Raw genomic sequence first — 13,876 nt, 5'->3', positions numbered from 1 at the left:
GCCGCGGGCGTCGGCAACGAGCGTCGCGTAGGAAAGGGAATTCTTGGTCAACTCGACCGAGCGCTCGGCCCGGTTCAGGCGGGCGCGCGCTTCATCGGCGGCGGCGCGGCTCTGGTCGAGCTGGGCGTCCGTGGTCCAGCCCTTGGCCTTGAGATCCTTGGCGCGCTGCTCGGCGGCGGCGGCCTGGGCCAGCACGCCGGTCGCGGCGGTCTGCTCGGCAACGGCCTGCTCGGCCTGGAGCTTCAGGTCGACCTCGTCGAGGGTGGCGAGCGGCTGGCCGACTTCGACCGTCTGGCCGACTTCGACGAGGCGCTTGGCAACCTTACCGGCGACGCGGAAGCCGAGATCGCTCTCGATCCTGGGACGGACGGTGCCGACGAAGCTGCGCTCCGGGGTCTCGGCAGCGTAATGGGCGGTTGCCACCAGAACCGGCCGCGGCGGCTCGGCCTTCTCGGCAACGGTATCATTGCACCCCGCCAGCGAAACGGCCATCAGGGCGAGCGAGGCTCCTGCCAAAAGCTTGGAATAGCTCGACAAAACCGACCGGACGAACATCGAAGGACACTCCTGCATCTCGATTGAGAGGAATGTCGACTGTTCACTGATAAAAGTCAATAATCGTCAGTCATCAGGAATGCGTGATTACTAAGGGATGGTAAGGAGAGGGATCAGCCAGCTGCGAGGTGCTATTGTAGGCGCGCAAAGCGGAGCGCCCACCGGAGCGATCTTTCGGGAAGACGGTGGGCACGGCGCGAAGAGCGCCTCGCCCACCCCACGAGAGTAACGAGCCTCTACCGCCCCTGGTCCGCGAATTCGTGCTTGCTGTCGTGGCCACCGACGAACACCAGGATGCCGGCGAGCAGCGGCAGCACGGCAAGCACCAGCAGACCGGTCGAGGTCTGCCCCGTCGCTTCCTTGACCCAGCCGATCAGATAAGGCCCGCCGAAGCCGGCGAGATTGCCGATCGAGTTGATCAGCGCGATGGCGCCGGCGGCCGCAGTGCCGGAGAGCCAGGCGGTCGGCAGGGTCCAGAACACGCCGAAGCAGCAGAACACGCCGATTGCGGCGACCGTCAGCACCACCATCGTCAGCGTGGGATCGGTGAGATAGGAGGAGATGCCGAGCGCAAGCGCGGTGAGCAGCAGCGGTGCGCCGACATGCATGACGCGCTCGCGGCTCGCATCCGAATGCCGCGCCCACAGGATCATGGCGATGGTGCCGAACAGATACGGGATCGCAGTGACGAAGCCGGTCTGGGCGTTGGTGAGACCGAACGCCTTCACGATCTGCGGCAGCCAGAACTGCATGCCATAGAGCGCGCCGACAAAGCCGAAATAGATCAGGCTGAGCGCGATCACTTTCGGTGAAGACAGCGCCTCGCCGAGCGAGAAATGCTTCACCGCCTGCTTGGCCGCTACTTCCGCATCGAGCTTGGCCTTCAGCCAGGCCTTCTGCTCGGACGAGAGCCAGTCCGCCTTCTCCGGCTTGTCGGTGAGATAGAACCAGGTGACGATGCCGAGCAGCACCGACGGGATGCCCTCGATGATGAACAGCCACTGCCAACCTTTCAGCCCCATCATGCCGTCAAGCCCGAGCAACAGGCCCGAGATCGGCGCGCCGATCACGGTCGAGACCGGCACCGCGATGGCGAAGGCCGCAAGAAAGCGGGCGCGATATTCGGCCGGATACCAATAGGTGAGATAGAGGATGATGCCCGGGAAGAACCCGGCTTCGGCGACGCCGAGCAGGAATCGCAAGACGTAGAAGCTGGTGACGCCGCTGACCACCGCCATCAGCGCCGAGATGATGCCCCAAGTCACCATGATGCGGGCAATCCAGCGGCTCGCGCCGAATTTCTCCAGCGCAAGATTGCTCGGCACCTCGAAGATGAAGTAGCCGATGAAGAAGATGCCCGCGCCCCAGGAGAAGATCAGCGGGGTGAACTTCAGGTCCGCATTCATGGTGAGCGCAGCGAAGCCGAGATTGACGCGGTCGAGATAGGAGAAGAAGTAGGCCAGCACCAGGAACGGAATCAGGCGCCAGGAGATGGCGCGGATCGTCGAGGTTTCGATGTCGCTCTTGCTGGCGCTTTCGGCGCCGCCGGCGGAACCGGCATAGGTGGTCTGGCTCATGGCTTCCCCCCGGGTTGTTGCTTTTCTAGGGCTTGAGTGGCGGTTTTGAGCATCGCGGGCAGAGAGTCAATGGAGCGAGCAATGCACGGAGCGCAGCCGGATCAACCCGTGGCGCCGCTCTGGATCTCACTGATCCGCGCCGGCCTCGCGCTCGCGGTGATCGTCTGCGGGCTGTCGCTGCGCTGGTACGGATTCCCGCTCGGTCTACCTGCTTTCGTGGTGAAGTATGGCGGCTCGCTGTTGTGGGCCACGATGGTGTTTCTGCTGGTCGGAGTCGTGCTGCCGCAACTCACGCGGACGCAGATTGCGACGATCGCGGCTGTGATCGCCGTCGTCGTGGAATTCTCCCGGCTGGTGCACATGCCATGGCTCGATGCGTTCCGGCTGACCGCGGCCGGCGCGCTGCTGCTCGGGCGCATCTTTTCGCTGTGGAATTTGGTCGCTTACCTCATCGGTATTGTCGTCGGCATCTGGCTCGACGGCTGCGCCGCACGATCGCGCGTGTTCAAATCGCAAGCGGCTGGCTCGACCCGCGAATGATCAGCTCCGTCGGCACGGTGAGACCACGGCCGCGCTCGATCTCGTCGCCGCGCATCCGCTCCAACAGCATGGTCGCAGCGTGGCGGCCCATGGCTGCCAGATCCCACGCGATTGCCGTGATCGGCGGCGTGTACAATTCGGCGAGGTCGGAATCGCTGCCGGCCACGACCGAAATTCCGTCGCCAACGGCAAGGCCCATCGTCCGCAACGCGCGCAGGCAGCCGCCGAGCGTGTCCATCGCCGCGACGAAGAGCGCTGTCGGAGGCTCCGCAAGGCTCACGAGCGAGGCCGTCGCCCGATAGGCGTCTTCGCTCGAGAGCACATCGTCTCGCAACAGCCTCGGATCCGGCGCGATGCCCGCCGCCGCGCACGCAGCACGAAAGCCCTCGAGGCGGCTTCGCGACGGAAAGGCCTTGAGGTCGCCGACCAGCATGGCGATCCGCCGGTGCCCGAGACCGAGCAGATGGCTGGTCGCCAGACGGGCGCCCTCGCGATGATCGGCAGTGACGCGATCGAGCGCATCGATGCGATCGCGGTCGATAAGCAGCACCGGCATCGGCGCCTCGGACAGCGCCGCGCGGACGTCCCGGTGCTGCTCGTCGCTCAGCGTCATCATCACGCCGTCCACGCGGCGCCTGCGGAAGGCACGCAGCAAGGCGATCTCGACTTCGGGCCGGTTGGTCGTGCTCGCCAGCAGCAAGGTGTACCCGGCTTCGCGCAGGACCGCCTCGGCCTCCTTGATGAACAGCGCAAAGCGCGGGATGTCGAAATCACGGATGGCGCAGGCCACGAGCCGCGACCGGCCCGCCCGCATGCTCTGCGCCGTGACATCGACCTCGTAGCCAAGCTGGGCCATCGCCCTTTCGACGCGCTCGCGCAGCTCCCTAGTCACCGCTGGATGATCGTTGAGCACACGGGATACCGTGCCGACCGCGACACCGGCCTCCCGGGCGACGTCCTTGACCTTCACGGTTTGCGATTGGGGCACGTGCGACGGCATGCCCTCTTATGAACCGGTTCACTAATCTGAGCAAGGCGATGCGCCAGATTCCCCTGCGGTATTAGTGAATCTGCAACAGACGATCTTGGAAAAACGAAACGCAGATGAACCGGTTCATTGACTCCGCAGCAGAACCAGGCACAATGGCCGCCGGCGGTGAAACGCCGCGCTAGGAGGCCCCAGCCGTGCCGCAGCCCAGGATCGCCTTTGTCGGATTTGGCGAGGCCGCGCGATGTTTCGCATCGCATCTTGCGGCGCAGATTGATGCACCGATGGTCGCGTTCTGTCAGGGCAAGACCAACGCCCCGCCCTACTCTGCGGCCTTTCGTGCGATGGCGGCTAGTTGTGGCGTCATGCTGGTCGACCGGCTCGAGAACCTGTCGGACGCGGACGTCATCTTTTCCGCCGTCGTCGTTGCCGTCGCGGCTGAGACAGGTGAGGCGATTTCCAGGGTCATTCGTCCCGGCACTCTCGTGGTGGACATCAACGCGGCGACCCCGCGCACAAAAAAACATGTCGCCGCAGCCGTGGAGGCGCGCGGCTGCCTGTTCGCGGATGCGAATCTGATGGGATCGGTCGACCTCTACGGCGCTGCGGTCCCGCTCTACACATCCGGCAGCGGCGCCGCGCGCTTCGCGGAGACTTTCGGGCCACTGGGTTTCTGCATCGAGGTGGCCGGTGCAGACGCCGGAACGGCGGCGGCGGTCAAGATGCTGCGGAGCGTGGTGACCAAAGGCATGGAAGCGCTGCTGGTCGAGGCGCTGACCGCCGCGACGCTCGCCGGCGTGCGCGACGAAACCATGCGCGGGCTGTGCGCCTCGATGGATGCCACCACGTTCAGCAAGTTCCTGGACATGTGCGTCCGCTCAGACGTGCTGCATGCCGAACGCCGCGCCGTGGAAATGGATGGCGTGGCAGCGGGCCTGCGCGAATTGGGCTTTGATCCCGTCATGACGACCGCCACGGCGGCGCGCTTGAAGGTCTCCGCGCGCCTGGGCCTGCGGCAGGAATTCGCGGAACGCGCCAGCTACTCGGCGGACGAGGTGCTGGACCGGTACGCTCATGTCGTGTCCGGAGCCTCGGCCGAATTCGAAAACAGGCCGTAGACCGGACGACGACGATGCTCACTCCGCCAGTTGAAACCGCTCGAAGCGGTCGAGCTCCTCCTCGATCACGCGCTTCAGCTCCTTGCGGCCCGCCGTCTTCCTGCCCTGCCCGACCCAGGTCCATTTCTGCATCAACAGCTTCTTGTTCTGCCGGTCGGTCTTGAGATCGAGCGCGGCGACGATCTCGTCGCCGACCAGCACGGGCAGCGCGAAATAGCCGAGCTTGCGCTTGGCTTTCGGCACATAGGCTTCGAACAGGTGGTTGTAGCCGAAGATGAGGTTGGTGCGCTTGCGCTGGATGATCAGCGGATCGAACGGCGAGAGGATGTGGACGAGATCGGGCGACACTTCATGCGGCTCAAGCGCTGCGGGCGAGGCCCAGTGCTCCTGCTTGCCTGCGCCCTCGATCGCGACAGGCACGAGCTCGCCGCGGCGGACGCGCGAGGCGATCAGGCGCGCGACCGGCTTCTTGCTGGGCGCATCGAGATGGCAGACCGAATCGAGGCTGACCACGCCCTGCGAGCGCAACGCGCGGTCGAGCAGATAGGCCGTGATCTCGCTTGCCGGCGCCGGCTTCGGCAGCCTGTCCCAGCCGAAATGACGGGTCGTCAATTCGTAGGTCTTGAGCATGCCCTGGCGCTCGCTGATGGTGACGGCGCCGGTATAGAAGGCGAGCTGCAGCGCCCGCTTCGAAGGCTTGCGGCTCTGCCACAGATGCTCCTTCTCGACGAGCACGTCGTCGTCTATGTCGCGGATCGTCAGTGGCCCACCGCGCAGCAGCCGCATCACCTTGCGCGTGTCGGCCGGCTTCACCGAGGCGAACCATTTGTGCCCCTCGCGGCGGTGCTCGCGCATCGCCGGCAGGAAGAAGCGGAAGTCGTTCGCCCGCACGTAGGAGAGCGCGTGCGTCCAGTACTCGAACACGGTCTTGTCGATGCTCTGGGCGTGGCGCAGATCGGCGCGGCGGTAGGACGGGATCCGGCTGAACAGGATGTGGTGATGGCAACGCTCGATGACGTTGATGGTGTCGATCTGCACATAGCCGAGATGGGCGACAGCGGCCGAGACGGCCTGTGCGCCTTCGCCGAACGGAGCGCGGTCGGTCAGCCGCTGGGCATGCAGCCAGATCTGCCGGGCCTGTGTCGTCGAGAGCGGAAGCGGTTTGGGCGTGCGGGACATTGCAGGATGCAATGTAGCGGGATTCGCTGCGAGGCAAAAAGCAGGGACACGAAAAAGCCGCGCTGCCATCTGCTGCCAGCGCGGCCATGACGTGTGGGATCAGGCGGAAGCCTACTTCATCGCCATCGACTTCTCGGCGCTCATATAGTGCTTGCACGCTCCACGCATGTTGCCCTTGCTCATCTCGGAATTGGCCGCGGCCATCGACTTCCTCGCCGCCATCTTGCCGGGCGTGTCTTCGCCGCCCATGCCGGCAACGAGCTTTGCCATGTTTGCACTGGTGCACGCCATCTTGGCAGCGGATGCGGGGGACAGAGCAAGTGCGGCGAATGCCGTCGCGAGCAACAGGGTCTTCATCAAGGTCTCTCCTCGAATAGAAAGCCGGCCTGATGCCGGCCAACGCGACCGCCATTCTTCAGCCACAAGTTTGCAGGGAAAAGACAATTTCGTTGCTGCGCTGCAGTGGTACCCCCCTTTCAGCGTGCGGCTTTTGGGCGCTCCCCTGCGCTGCCGGTGGCAACCTCCGGTTCGCACATGGCCTTGCCACGTCCTTCCGCCTGGCAGCGATAGACACTGCCGGTGAGGCGATCGACCAGCCAGATGTTCTCGTCGGTCGGCCCTTCGAGACCGACATAGCGCGAGGTCAGCCCGCTGATCAGTGTCGAGAGCAGGATGGCCACCGCGATCATCGCCGCACCGATATAGATCGGCATTGCGTTCAGGGTCACTGTCCGATCCGGTGGGCCGCTGCGGAACTGATAGTCGCGCTCATAGTCACTTGGCCTCGGCACCGGACGGAACTCGGCCCCCTCGCTGACGAATTGTCGAATGATTGAAGCGTTCTAGCCGGGCAACTGGACAAATCCTTGTTCGCGGAGGGGCGGTGAGGCGCCTTTGCGACGCTCAAGAAGGTTTATTGGAACTTGTGACCCGCCGATTCGAAAGCGGATTGCGGCCGATCGAACCGGACCACAGTGACCTCGGCTCGCCGTTTCGCATGTGACTAAGATCACATCAGAGCCGTTGAACCTGCCCTACGCTCGCAGCATCAAATCGCCATCAGGCGTAACAGCGAGGATACCACGATGACCCATTTCAATAAGTCTTTTGGACTGACGGCGATCACCCTGACAGCCGTCCTGTCGATGACGGCGAGCCTTGCACTGGCTGGCGACAACAACATCTCCGCCGGCCAGATCGTCGATGCGCTGAAGCCGAAGCCGGCGACCCGCGGCCTGTCCGTTGGCCCCCAGGCCGACACGACCGCGCAGGCCAAGGAAGCGAGTTTCCTGAACACCGTGCGCAACCGCTCGACCCGCTCGCTCTCGACTGGCGAGCGCGAGCAGATCGCCGAATTGGCTGCAACCAAGCCGAAGATCGATCTGGAGATCCAGTTCGATTACAACTCGGCCGACATTGCCAAGACGTCGGTGGCCTCGGTCCAAGCGCTCGGCAAGGCGCTGTCCGATCCGGCGCTGAAGGGCTCGACCTTCGTGGTCGCCGGCCACACCGACGCGATCGGCGGCGAGGAGTACAATCAAGGGCTCTCCGAGCGGCGTGCTGACACCATCAAGAAGTACCTGGTGCAGAATTACGGCCTCAACGGCGCCGATCTGGTCACCGTCGGCTACGGCGAGACCAAGCTGAAGGATGCCGCCAATGGTGCCGCCCCGGTCAACCGCCGCGTTCAGGTCGTGAACATGGACACCAAGACCGCGGCGAAGTAACTCTCGGCTCCCGAGTAAAACACGCCGCCTGCCGCAGCCCGGCAGGCGGCGAAATCATATCCAGCTTTGGAAAAGCATCAGCCGGTTGAAGCTCCCCATCGAGGTGCCGACGAAGGCCGCGGAAATCGGCAGCATCACCGCAAAGCCGGCCGCCGCGACGCCGACATAGGCCCACAACAGCCAGCGCGGCAGCCCCTCGCGGCGCAGCACGTAGACCAGTGCCAGGGACGCCGCGGTCGCGGCCGGCAGATAGTAATAGATGAAGCCCAGCGTGCGCGGCAGCAACGCCCAAGCGAGCCAGGGACCGAAGTAGAATGCCGCGATCAGGAATGCATCCCAGCGCCGTGCCACGATGAAATCGCGCAGCACCATGGCGAGCGCAGGCAGAGCCGTCCACAACACGAGCGGATTGCCGAGGAAGACGATCGCGGAGACGTGGTCCTCCGCGGTCTTATCGAACAGGAACCAGACCGGGCGCGCAAGCAGCGGCCAGGACGGCCATGCGCTCATATAGGTGTGGCCGGCGATTGCCGTCGTGGTGTTGTCGGCAAAGATCCGCCGCTGCGCCTCGACCAAGTCCGGCACCGACAATCCGTAGAGCGGAACGAAGGCGGCAAGATAAGCCATCGCTGGCAGGACGGCGAAGCAGAGCGCGACATGATGCAGCTTCAGGCCGGGCCAAAGCTCCGGCCGATACCAGTCGTCCGGCTTCGCATCGGCGAACAGCGTGTGCCAGCTCTGCATCAGGCGGATCACCCCAACAACGCCGATGCAGACGCCAAGCGGGAACAGGCCGCTCCATTTACACGCGGCCGCAAGGCCGAACAGGCTGCCCGCCACCGCGAACGGCGCTTGCGGCCGCTCTCTGCGAAACCCGTGCATGAAGGCGGCGGTGGCGAGCAGGCCGAAGCCGAGCGCAAAGATATCCAGCATCGCGATGCGCGCCTGGACGTACAGCATCTGGTTGAAGGCCGCGATCAGCGCGGCGGCGATCGCCGGCCCCTGGACTGCGAACAGCGCAAGTCCGCACAGATAGATCGCGACGATCGCGAGCGCGCCGAACAAGGTCGCGGGATAACGCCAGCCGAGCGCGTTGTCGCCGAACGTTGCGATCGATGCCGCGATCAGCTCCTTCGCCAGTGGCGGATGCATCGGATTGAGCATCGGCTGCGACATCGCGGGCGTCAGCATCTGGCGCGCCGCCGGCACGTAGTGCACCTCGTCGAACACGAATTTTTCCGGCGTGACGACGCCGATCAAGAGCGCCAGATGCCCGATCAGGAAGATCGCGACAGCGATCACTGCACTCCGCGACACCTCCGGAACCGCAGGCAATTCGAGCATCTCTTGTGGGGCTGTCTTGCGTGGCAAATTGGCTTCACCGCGGAGAAAAACAAACTGCTTCCCGTCATTGAACGCATTCTGCCGCAACTGTCACTAAGCATGACGCACGTCCCGCGCCGCTTGTGATAATTCCGCCACATCAGAAGCGCGCGCGATCCGGTACGATCAGGGACACATCGATCGGTTGCGAAATGAATTTGCGTTTTTGGCTTTTCTCCACACTGCTCACGGCCGCAATCTGCGCGACATCAGGCGCCGAAGCGCAGACGCGTGTCGGCCAGGCTGTCGTCATCCAGAACGAAGTGGTGCGCGTCGCCGCGACCACGACGCCGATCAATGTCGGCGACAGCATGCTGCGCGACGAGACCGTGCGGACCGGCGCCGACAGCGCGGCGCGCCTCGTGATGGCTGACAGCACCAATCTGTCGCTCGGGCCGAGCGCCACGCTGAAGCTCGACCGCACCGTCTTCAATGACGAGCACAGCTATCGTGACGTCGCGATCCGCATGACCACCGGCGCATTCCGCTTCGTCACCGGACACTCCGACAAGGCGGCCTACAAGATCACGACGCCGCTCGCCACCATCGGCGTGCGCGGCACGACGCTCGATATTCTCTCGCAGCGCGGTCGCTCCGTCGTCGTGCTTCAGGACGGCGCGGCCAGCGTCTGCACGAAGAGCGGCCAGTGCGTGCAACTCACCCAGCCCGGCGACACCGCCATCATCACCTCGACCGGCGGCAAGGTGAGCATCACCAAGACCAACACGCCGCCCTGGACCTTCGCCGCCAATTGCGCCGCGAGTGCCGGGTTATGCGCAGTCAACCAGTACGCCAGCGCCTCGCCGACCATCACGCCTGCCGTCCAGGACGACGCCATACTGTGCGGACGCTGACGATGGCGAACTTCAACTTCCGGCTCTTCCTCACCGGCCTGCTGACCGTGGTCGCTGCGCTTGCGTTCGTCGCGTTCGATGTTCGTCAAGCGGCGGCCCAGGCGGGCTGCGAAATCGAATGCGGCGAGCCGACCCCCTACCCGACCTATTCGCCGTCGCCAACGCCGACTTATTCGCCGTCACCGACACCGACATATTCTCCGTCGCCCAACCCGTCCCCGTCGCCGAGCCCCTATCCCTCGCCCTCGCCCAGCCCGTATCCGTCGCCGAGCCCGACGCCGACCGGCGCGGATTCCAGCGGCAATTCGATCGGCGGCCTCGCCAATCAGCGCTTCAACCAGATGATCACCAACCGGGTGCTCGGAACGGTGCTGCTCGGCGTGAACGAGCAGATCAATTGCGGCGACTGCATCAGCGCGTTCGGCTCGGCCGGCTCGTTCTCGGCCGGCATCCACGGACGCAAGGAGCTGACCAACAATCTGTCGCTGCTCGCCGGCATTGCCTACACGCATTATAACGAGGGCGGCTACAAGATCACGAGCGCACCGATCGGCGCTTTCGCGCTGCGCTACGACTTCACCGACTGGGGCTCGTCGCGCCCCTTCTTCGACGTCGGCGCGATCCTGACCCCATGGGAGAAGGCGCGCTACACGCGCAGCTACGACACCAGCCTCGCCCCGGTGAGCGTGACGAGCTCGACCAACGCGTCCAACTACGCCGTCTACGGCCGGGCCGGCTGGATCAGCCGCCTTTCGCCGCGCGACGAGGTCGCGGCCTCGATCGAGGTCTGGCAGCTCTGGCAACGCGTCTCCGGCTATAGCGACGGCGCGGTGGCGTTCAATCCGTTCGGCGCCAGCATCGCTGATGGCACCGACCGCACCAGCCTCGTCAAGATCGGCGGTCAGTGGACGCATCTGTTCGGCAGCAACATCGAGACCAACATCAATGGCGGCTGGGTGCAATCCTTCGCCAGCCACAGCGGCATCGTCGCCACGGTGACCGGACAGGGCACGGTGGTGCCGACCATGGGCAACCAGGGCTGGTTCGAATATGGCGGCCGCCTCGGCTTCCGCGTGCAGAAGGGCTGGATCGTGGACCTCTTCGCCAACGGCACGCTCGGCCCGCAGCCGGTCGGCAACACGATCCATGGCGGCGTGGGGCTGAGAATAAATTACTGAGACAGTTTCGTAGGGTGGGCAAAGCGAAGCGTGCCCACCACCTCTCTCAATCGGAGACAGATGGTGGGCACGGCGCAAGAGCGCCTTTGCCCACCCTACAGCACCCGTGCTGGTGTCACGCCGCCGACTTGCCCTCGAACGCGCGCCGCAATACCTCGACGTCCAGCTTCACCATCTTCATCATCGCCTGCATTGCGCGCGCGGCGGCGGCCTTGTCCGAGCTCGACAGGAACTCGAACATCACCTTCGGCACGATTTGCCAGGCCACGCCCCAGCGATCCCTCAACCAGCCGCACCGCTCCTCCTTGCCGCCATTGGCGAGGAACGCCTTCCAGACGCTGTCGACCTCTGCCTGGTCGTCGCAATGGATCATCAGCGAGATCGCGTGGGTGTATTCCATCTTCATGCCGCCATTGAGCGCGACCAGCGGCTGTCCGGCCACGGTGAACTCGACGACGAGCACGGAGCCTTCCTTGCCGGAGGGGCCGTCCGCAACGTTGCGCTGAACGTGCGTGATCGCCGAATTCGGGACCAGCGAGACGTAGAATTTTGCAGCGTCCTCGGCATCGCCGTCGAACCACATGCAGGGCACGAGCTTGGACATGGTGAATGATCCTCTTCAGGTTTGCGTGGTTTCGGCTCAGGCGTTCGCCAATCAGACGCTCGCCAAGTCGGGCTGCAGAGGGGCGGCCGAAAGATCCATCCAGTTCACGCCCCACATGTGGCCATCCGGATCCTCGAAGCTGCGGCCGTACATGAAGCTGTATTCGTCCTTGGGGCTGGGATCGGCCAGGCCGCCGGCCGCCTCGGCCTTGCCGACGATGTCGTCAACGTCGTCACGGGTGTCCGCGGACAGGCAGAGCAGCACCTGGTTCGAGATCCTGGCATCCGCAATCGGCTTCGGCGTGAACTGGCGAAATTTGTCGTGCGTCGTGAGCATGACGTAGATGGCCTCGGAAAAGGCCATGCAGGACGTCGTGTCGTCGCAGAATTGCGGATTCCTGACCGCGCCGACGGCCTCATAGAAGGCGGTCGCGCGCTTCAGGTCGGTCACCGGCAGGCTGACGAAGATCATCTTGGGCATCGGAAGCTCCTTGGCGGGTTCTGCCCAAGGACGGACGACCGAGCTGCCATCCGACACCGCTTCCGATAATTTTTTGGGCCCGATCCACGGGGGTCTGCCGCATCGCCCCCCGGGGCCTCCTGAAGAGCCTTACTTCTTCTCGTTGGGATCGCGGTGCACGGGGTCGATCCACAGCACGGTCTCAGGCTTCTCGACCGGCTCGATATCGAGGTTGATCGCCACCGCCTCGCCGTCGCTGCGCACCAGCACGCATTCCAGCACCTCGTCGGGGCTGGCGTTGATCTCCTGGTGGGGCACGTAGGGCGGGACGAAAATGAAGTCGCCGGGGCCGGCTTCCGCCGTGAATTGCAGCCTCTCCCCCCAACGCATGCGCGCCTTGCCCTTCACGACATAGATGACGCTTTCGAGATGGCCGTGGTGATGCGCGCCGGTCTTGGCATCCGGCTTGATGCTGACGGTGCCCGCCCACAATTTCTGGGCGCCGACGCGCGCGAAATTGATCGCGGCCGCACGGTCCATGCCCGCTGTCGACGGCACGTTGGTATCGAGCTGATTGCCGGGAATGACGCGCACGCCGTCATGTTTCCAGCGGTCATCATGATGATGACCATGGTCATGGTGGGAATGCGAATGGTCATGGCCGGTCATGGGACTTGCTTTCTGTTGGTTCCGTGCGCGGCAAACTAACCCAAAGCCGCAGCCGCAAGCCATACCAAAATCGGAACCCTCGTAGCCGCCCAGCGTTGTCATTCCAAGCAAATCGAGAGGAGATTTTCATGGGCAGCACGAGCGACAAGATCAAGGGCACCGCCAACGAGGCGATCGGCAAGGCCAAGCAGGGCGTCGGTGAAGCCACCGGATCCGATCGCATGAAGGGCGAGGGCGTGGTGCAGGAAGTCAAGGGCAAGGGCCAGCAGGCCATGGGCGACGCCAAGGACGCCGCGAAGGATGCGATGGATCGCGCCGCCGCTGCGGCTCGCCGCGCGGCGGAGTGACGCGCGCTGGATTGAAAATGAAAAGACCGGCCGCAAGGCCGGTCTTTTTGTTTGTATCGATTTCATCTCCGTCATGGCCGGGCTTGACCCGGCCATCCACGTCTTGACCACGCGGCACGAAGATCGTGGATGCCCGGGACGAGCCCGGGCATGACGATGTGGAGACGTCAGTTATTTCACCGCGAGCAATTCCACGTCGAACATCAGCGTCGCGTTCGGCGGGATCACGCCGCCGGCACCGCGGGCGCCGTAGCCGAGCTGCGGCGGGATGATCAGCGTGCGCTTGCCGCCGACCTTCATCGAGGCAACGCCCTCGTCCCAGCCGGCGATGACGCGGCTTTTGCCGATCGGGAATTCGAACGGCTCCTTGCGATCGACGGAGCTGTCGAATTTCTTGCCCTTCTGGCCGTTCTCATAGAGCCAGCCGGTATAGTGCATCACGCAGATCTGACCAGGCTGCGGCGAGGCGCCGGTGCCGACGGTGGAATCGGTGATCTGCAAGCCTGAAGCTGTGGTCATGGTCTTTCCTGCGGTCTGGGCCGAGGCCGTGGTGGAAACGAAATGCGACACGCCGGCGATCACGGTGATCGCGAGTGCCGACATCAGGGCGAGGAGCGCGCGCTGGAAACGCTGCATAAAACACCTTCCGTTTGAGGCGGGAGGTGTCTAACCCAAGGCGGCCGCCGTTTCCACCCCCT

The 13,876-nt window shown here is 64.4% G+C and carries 17 protein-coding genes; 6 read left to right on the top strand and 11 right to left on the bottom strand.

What is annotated here, in order from left to right; translation table 11 throughout:
• Both HZZ16_RS35855 and HZZ16_RS35850 read right to left on the bottom strand, forming a co-directional pair.
• Positions 1–555: efflux RND transporter periplasmic adaptor subunit (locus HZZ16_RS35855; protein ID WP_197955464.1), on the bottom strand; the 555-nt coding region annotated here is incomplete at its 3' end.
• A 236-nt stretch (positions 556–791) separates the two neighbouring features.
• Positions 792–2,132 carry an MFS transporter gene (locus HZZ16_RS35850; RefSeq protein ID WP_197955461.1) on the bottom strand — a complete coding sequence of 447 codons (1,341 nt, stop codon included), beginning with the start codon at positions 2,130–2,132 and terminating at the stop codon, positions 792–794.
• A gap of 81 nt (positions 2,133–2,213) precedes the next feature.
• Here HZZ16_RS35850 and HZZ16_RS35845 point away from each other — a divergent pair, with 81 nt between their 5' ends.
• Positions 2,214–2,672: a ribosomal maturation YjgA family protein gene (locus tag HZZ16_RS35845; RefSeq protein ID WP_197955457.1), complete on the top strand. Its 459-nt coding sequence runs from the start codon at positions 2,214–2,216 to the stop codon at positions 2,670–2,672.
• Here the strand turns inward: HZZ16_RS35845 and HZZ16_RS35840 are convergent.
• Positions 2,638–3,660, bottom strand: coding sequence for a LacI family DNA-binding transcriptional regulator (locus HZZ16_RS35840; RefSeq protein ID WP_311974471.1), 1,023 nt, complete (start codon positions 3,658–3,660; stop codon positions 2,638–2,640). The genes HZZ16_RS35845 and HZZ16_RS35840 overlap by 35 nt on opposite strands.
• Before the next feature lie 197 nt (positions 3,661–3,857).
• On the opposite strand from HZZ16_RS35840, the gene HZZ16_RS38210 reads away from it, so the two are divergent.
• Positions 3,858–4,778: a DUF1932 domain-containing protein gene (locus tag HZZ16_RS38210; RefSeq protein ID WP_197955454.1), complete on the top strand. Its 921-nt coding sequence runs from the start codon at positions 3,858–3,860 to the stop codon at positions 4,776–4,778.
• Between the two features lie 18 nt (positions 4,779–4,796).
• Here the strand turns inward: HZZ16_RS38210 and HZZ16_RS35830 are convergent, their stop codons facing one another.
• The 3 genes from HZZ16_RS35830 to HZZ16_RS35820 all read right to left on the bottom strand — a co-directional run bounded on the left by HZZ16_RS35830 (position 4,797) and on the right by HZZ16_RS35820 (position 6,670).
• Positions 4,797–5,957 carry a winged helix-turn-helix domain-containing protein gene (locus tag HZZ16_RS35830; protein ID WP_197955453.1) on the bottom strand — a complete coding sequence of 387 codons (1,161 nt, stop codon included), beginning with the start codon at positions 5,955–5,957 and terminating at the stop codon, positions 4,797–4,799.
• Between the two features lie 111 nt (positions 5,958–6,068).
• On the bottom strand, positions 6,069–6,314 hold the full coding sequence (locus tag HZZ16_RS35825) for a hypothetical protein (protein WP_197955452.1): 246 nt from the start codon (positions 6,312–6,314) through the stop codon (positions 6,069–6,071).
• A gap of 119 nt (positions 6,315–6,433) precedes the next feature.
• Positions 6,434–6,670, bottom strand: a complete 237-nt coding sequence (locus HZZ16_RS35820) for a hypothetical protein (protein WP_197955473.1) — start codon at positions 6,668–6,670, stop codon at positions 6,434–6,436.
• 372 nt (positions 6,671–7,042) lie between these two features.
• Here HZZ16_RS35820 and HZZ16_RS35815 point away from each other — a divergent pair, with 372 nt between their 5' ends.
• A complete protein-coding gene (locus HZZ16_RS35815) occupies positions 7,043–7,684 on the top strand; it encodes an OmpA family protein (RefSeq protein WP_197955443.1) in 642 nt (213 codons plus the stop codon).
• Positions 7,685–7,738: 54 nt separating this feature from the next.
• Here the strand turns inward: HZZ16_RS35815 and HZZ16_RS35810 are convergent, their stop codons facing one another.
• Positions 7,739–9,028 (bottom strand): phospholipid carrier-dependent glycosyltransferase, encoded by a 1,290-nt coding sequence (locus HZZ16_RS35810; protein WP_197955472.1) that lies wholly within the window; start codon positions 9,026–9,028, stop codon positions 7,739–7,741.
• 191 nt (positions 9,029–9,219) lie between these two features.
• On the opposite strand from HZZ16_RS35810, the gene HZZ16_RS35805 reads away from it, so the two are divergent.
• Both HZZ16_RS35805 and HZZ16_RS35800 read left to right on the top strand, forming a co-directional pair.
• Positions 9,220–9,921, top strand: coding sequence for a FecR family protein (locus HZZ16_RS35805; RefSeq protein WP_197955436.1), 702 nt, complete (start codon positions 9,220–9,222; stop codon positions 9,919–9,921).
• 2 nt (positions 9,922–9,923) lie between these two features.
• Positions 9,924–11,099, top strand: coding sequence for a hypothetical protein (locus HZZ16_RS35800; RefSeq protein WP_197955435.1), 1,176 nt, complete (start codon positions 9,924–9,926; stop codon positions 11,097–11,099).
• A gap of 115 nt (positions 11,100–11,214) precedes the next feature.
• On the opposite strand, the gene HZZ16_RS35795 is transcribed toward HZZ16_RS35800, so the two are convergent.
• The 3 genes from HZZ16_RS35795 to HZZ16_RS35785 form a co-directional block, all read right to left on the bottom strand.
• Complete coding sequence (locus HZZ16_RS35795; protein ID WP_197955434.1) at positions 11,215–11,703, bottom strand: VOC family protein; 489 nt, start codon at positions 11,701–11,703, stop codon at positions 11,215–11,217.
• 51 nt (positions 11,704–11,754) lie between these two features.
• Positions 11,755–12,183 carry a VOC family protein gene (locus HZZ16_RS35790; protein WP_197955433.1) on the bottom strand — a complete coding sequence of 143 codons (429 nt, stop codon included), beginning with the start codon at positions 12,181–12,183 and terminating at the stop codon, positions 11,755–11,757.
• Between the two features lie 129 nt (positions 12,184–12,312).
• Positions 12,313–12,831, bottom strand: a complete 519-nt coding sequence (locus tag HZZ16_RS35785) for a cupin domain-containing protein (RefSeq protein WP_197955432.1) — start codon at positions 12,829–12,831, stop codon at positions 12,313–12,315.
• A gap of 128 nt (positions 12,832–12,959) precedes the next feature.
• On the opposite strand from HZZ16_RS35785, the gene HZZ16_RS35780 reads away from it, so the two are divergent.
• Positions 12,960–13,178 carry a CsbD family protein gene (locus tag HZZ16_RS35780; protein ID WP_197955431.1) on the top strand — a complete coding sequence of 73 codons (219 nt, stop codon included), beginning with the start codon at positions 12,960–12,962 and terminating at the stop codon, positions 13,176–13,178.
• Positions 13,179–13,349: 171 nt separating this feature from the next.
• Here the strand turns inward: HZZ16_RS35780 and HZZ16_RS35775 are convergent, their stop codons facing one another.
• A complete protein-coding gene (locus HZZ16_RS35775) occupies positions 13,350–13,814 on the bottom strand; it encodes an FKBP-type peptidyl-prolyl cis-trans isomerase (RefSeq protein WP_197955430.1) in 465 nt (154 codons plus the stop codon).
• Positions 13,815–13,876: the final 62 nt, after the last annotated feature.

This window comes from Bradyrhizobium glycinis (genome assembly GCF_016031655.1).
In the GTDB taxonomy this organism is placed as follows: Bacteria; Pseudomonadota; Alphaproteobacteria; order Rhizobiales; family Xanthobacteraceae; genus Bradyrhizobium; species Bradyrhizobium glycinis.
Note: the sequence above shows the minus strand (reverse complement) of the source record. Positions and strands in the feature narration are given on the sequence as shown.

Coding starts and splice junctions, on each gene's coding strand:
- HZZ16_RS35805 (WP_197955436.1), top strand. CDS start 9,220: ATGAATTTGCGTTTTTGGCTTTTCTCCACACTGCTCACGGCCGCAATC.
- HZZ16_RS35850 (WP_197955461.1), bottom strand. CDS start 2,132: ATGAGCCAGACCACCTATGCCGGTTCCGCCGGCGGCGCCGAAAGCGCC.
- HZZ16_RS35785 (WP_197955432.1), bottom strand. CDS start 12,831: ATGACCGGCCATGACCATTCGCATTCCCACCATGACCATGGTCATCAT.
- HZZ16_RS35800 (WP_197955435.1), top strand. CDS start 9,924: ATGGCGAACTTCAACTTCCGGCTCTTCCTCACCGGCCTGCTGACCGTG.
- HZZ16_RS35790 (WP_197955433.1), bottom strand. CDS start 12,183: ATGCCCAAGATGATCTTCGTCAGCCTGCCGGTGACCGACCTGAAGCGC.
- HZZ16_RS35810 (WP_197955472.1), bottom strand. CDS start 9,028: ATGCTCGAATTGCCTGCGGTTCCGGAGGTGTCGCGGAGTGCAGTGATC.
- HZZ16_RS35775 (WP_197955430.1), bottom strand. CDS start 13,814: ATGCAGCGTTTCCAGCGCGCGCTCCTCGCCCTGATGTCGGCACTCGCG.
- HZZ16_RS35830 (WP_197955453.1), bottom strand. CDS start 5,957: ATGTCCCGCACGCCCAAACCGCTTCCGCTCTCGACGACACAGGCCCGG.
- HZZ16_RS35820 (WP_197955473.1), bottom strand. CDS start 6,670: ATGCCGATCTATATCGGTGCGGCGATGATCGCGGTGGCCATCCTGCTC.
- HZZ16_RS35825 (WP_197955452.1), bottom strand. CDS start 6,314: ATGAAGACCCTGTTGCTCGCGACGGCATTCGCCGCACTTGCTCTGTCC.
- HZZ16_RS35780 (WP_197955431.1), top strand. CDS start 12,960: ATGGGCAGCACGAGCGACAAGATCAAGGGCACCGCCAACGAGGCGATC.
- HZZ16_RS35815 (WP_197955443.1), top strand. CDS start 7,043: ATGACCCATTTCAATAAGTCTTTTGGACTGACGGCGATCACCCTGACA.
- HZZ16_RS35795 (WP_197955434.1), bottom strand. CDS start 11,703: ATGTCCAAGCTCGTGCCCTGCATGTGGTTCGACGGCGATGCCGAGGAC.
- HZZ16_RS35845 (WP_197955457.1), top strand. CDS start 2,214: ATGCACGGAGCGCAGCCGGATCAACCCGTGGCGCCGCTCTGGATCTCA.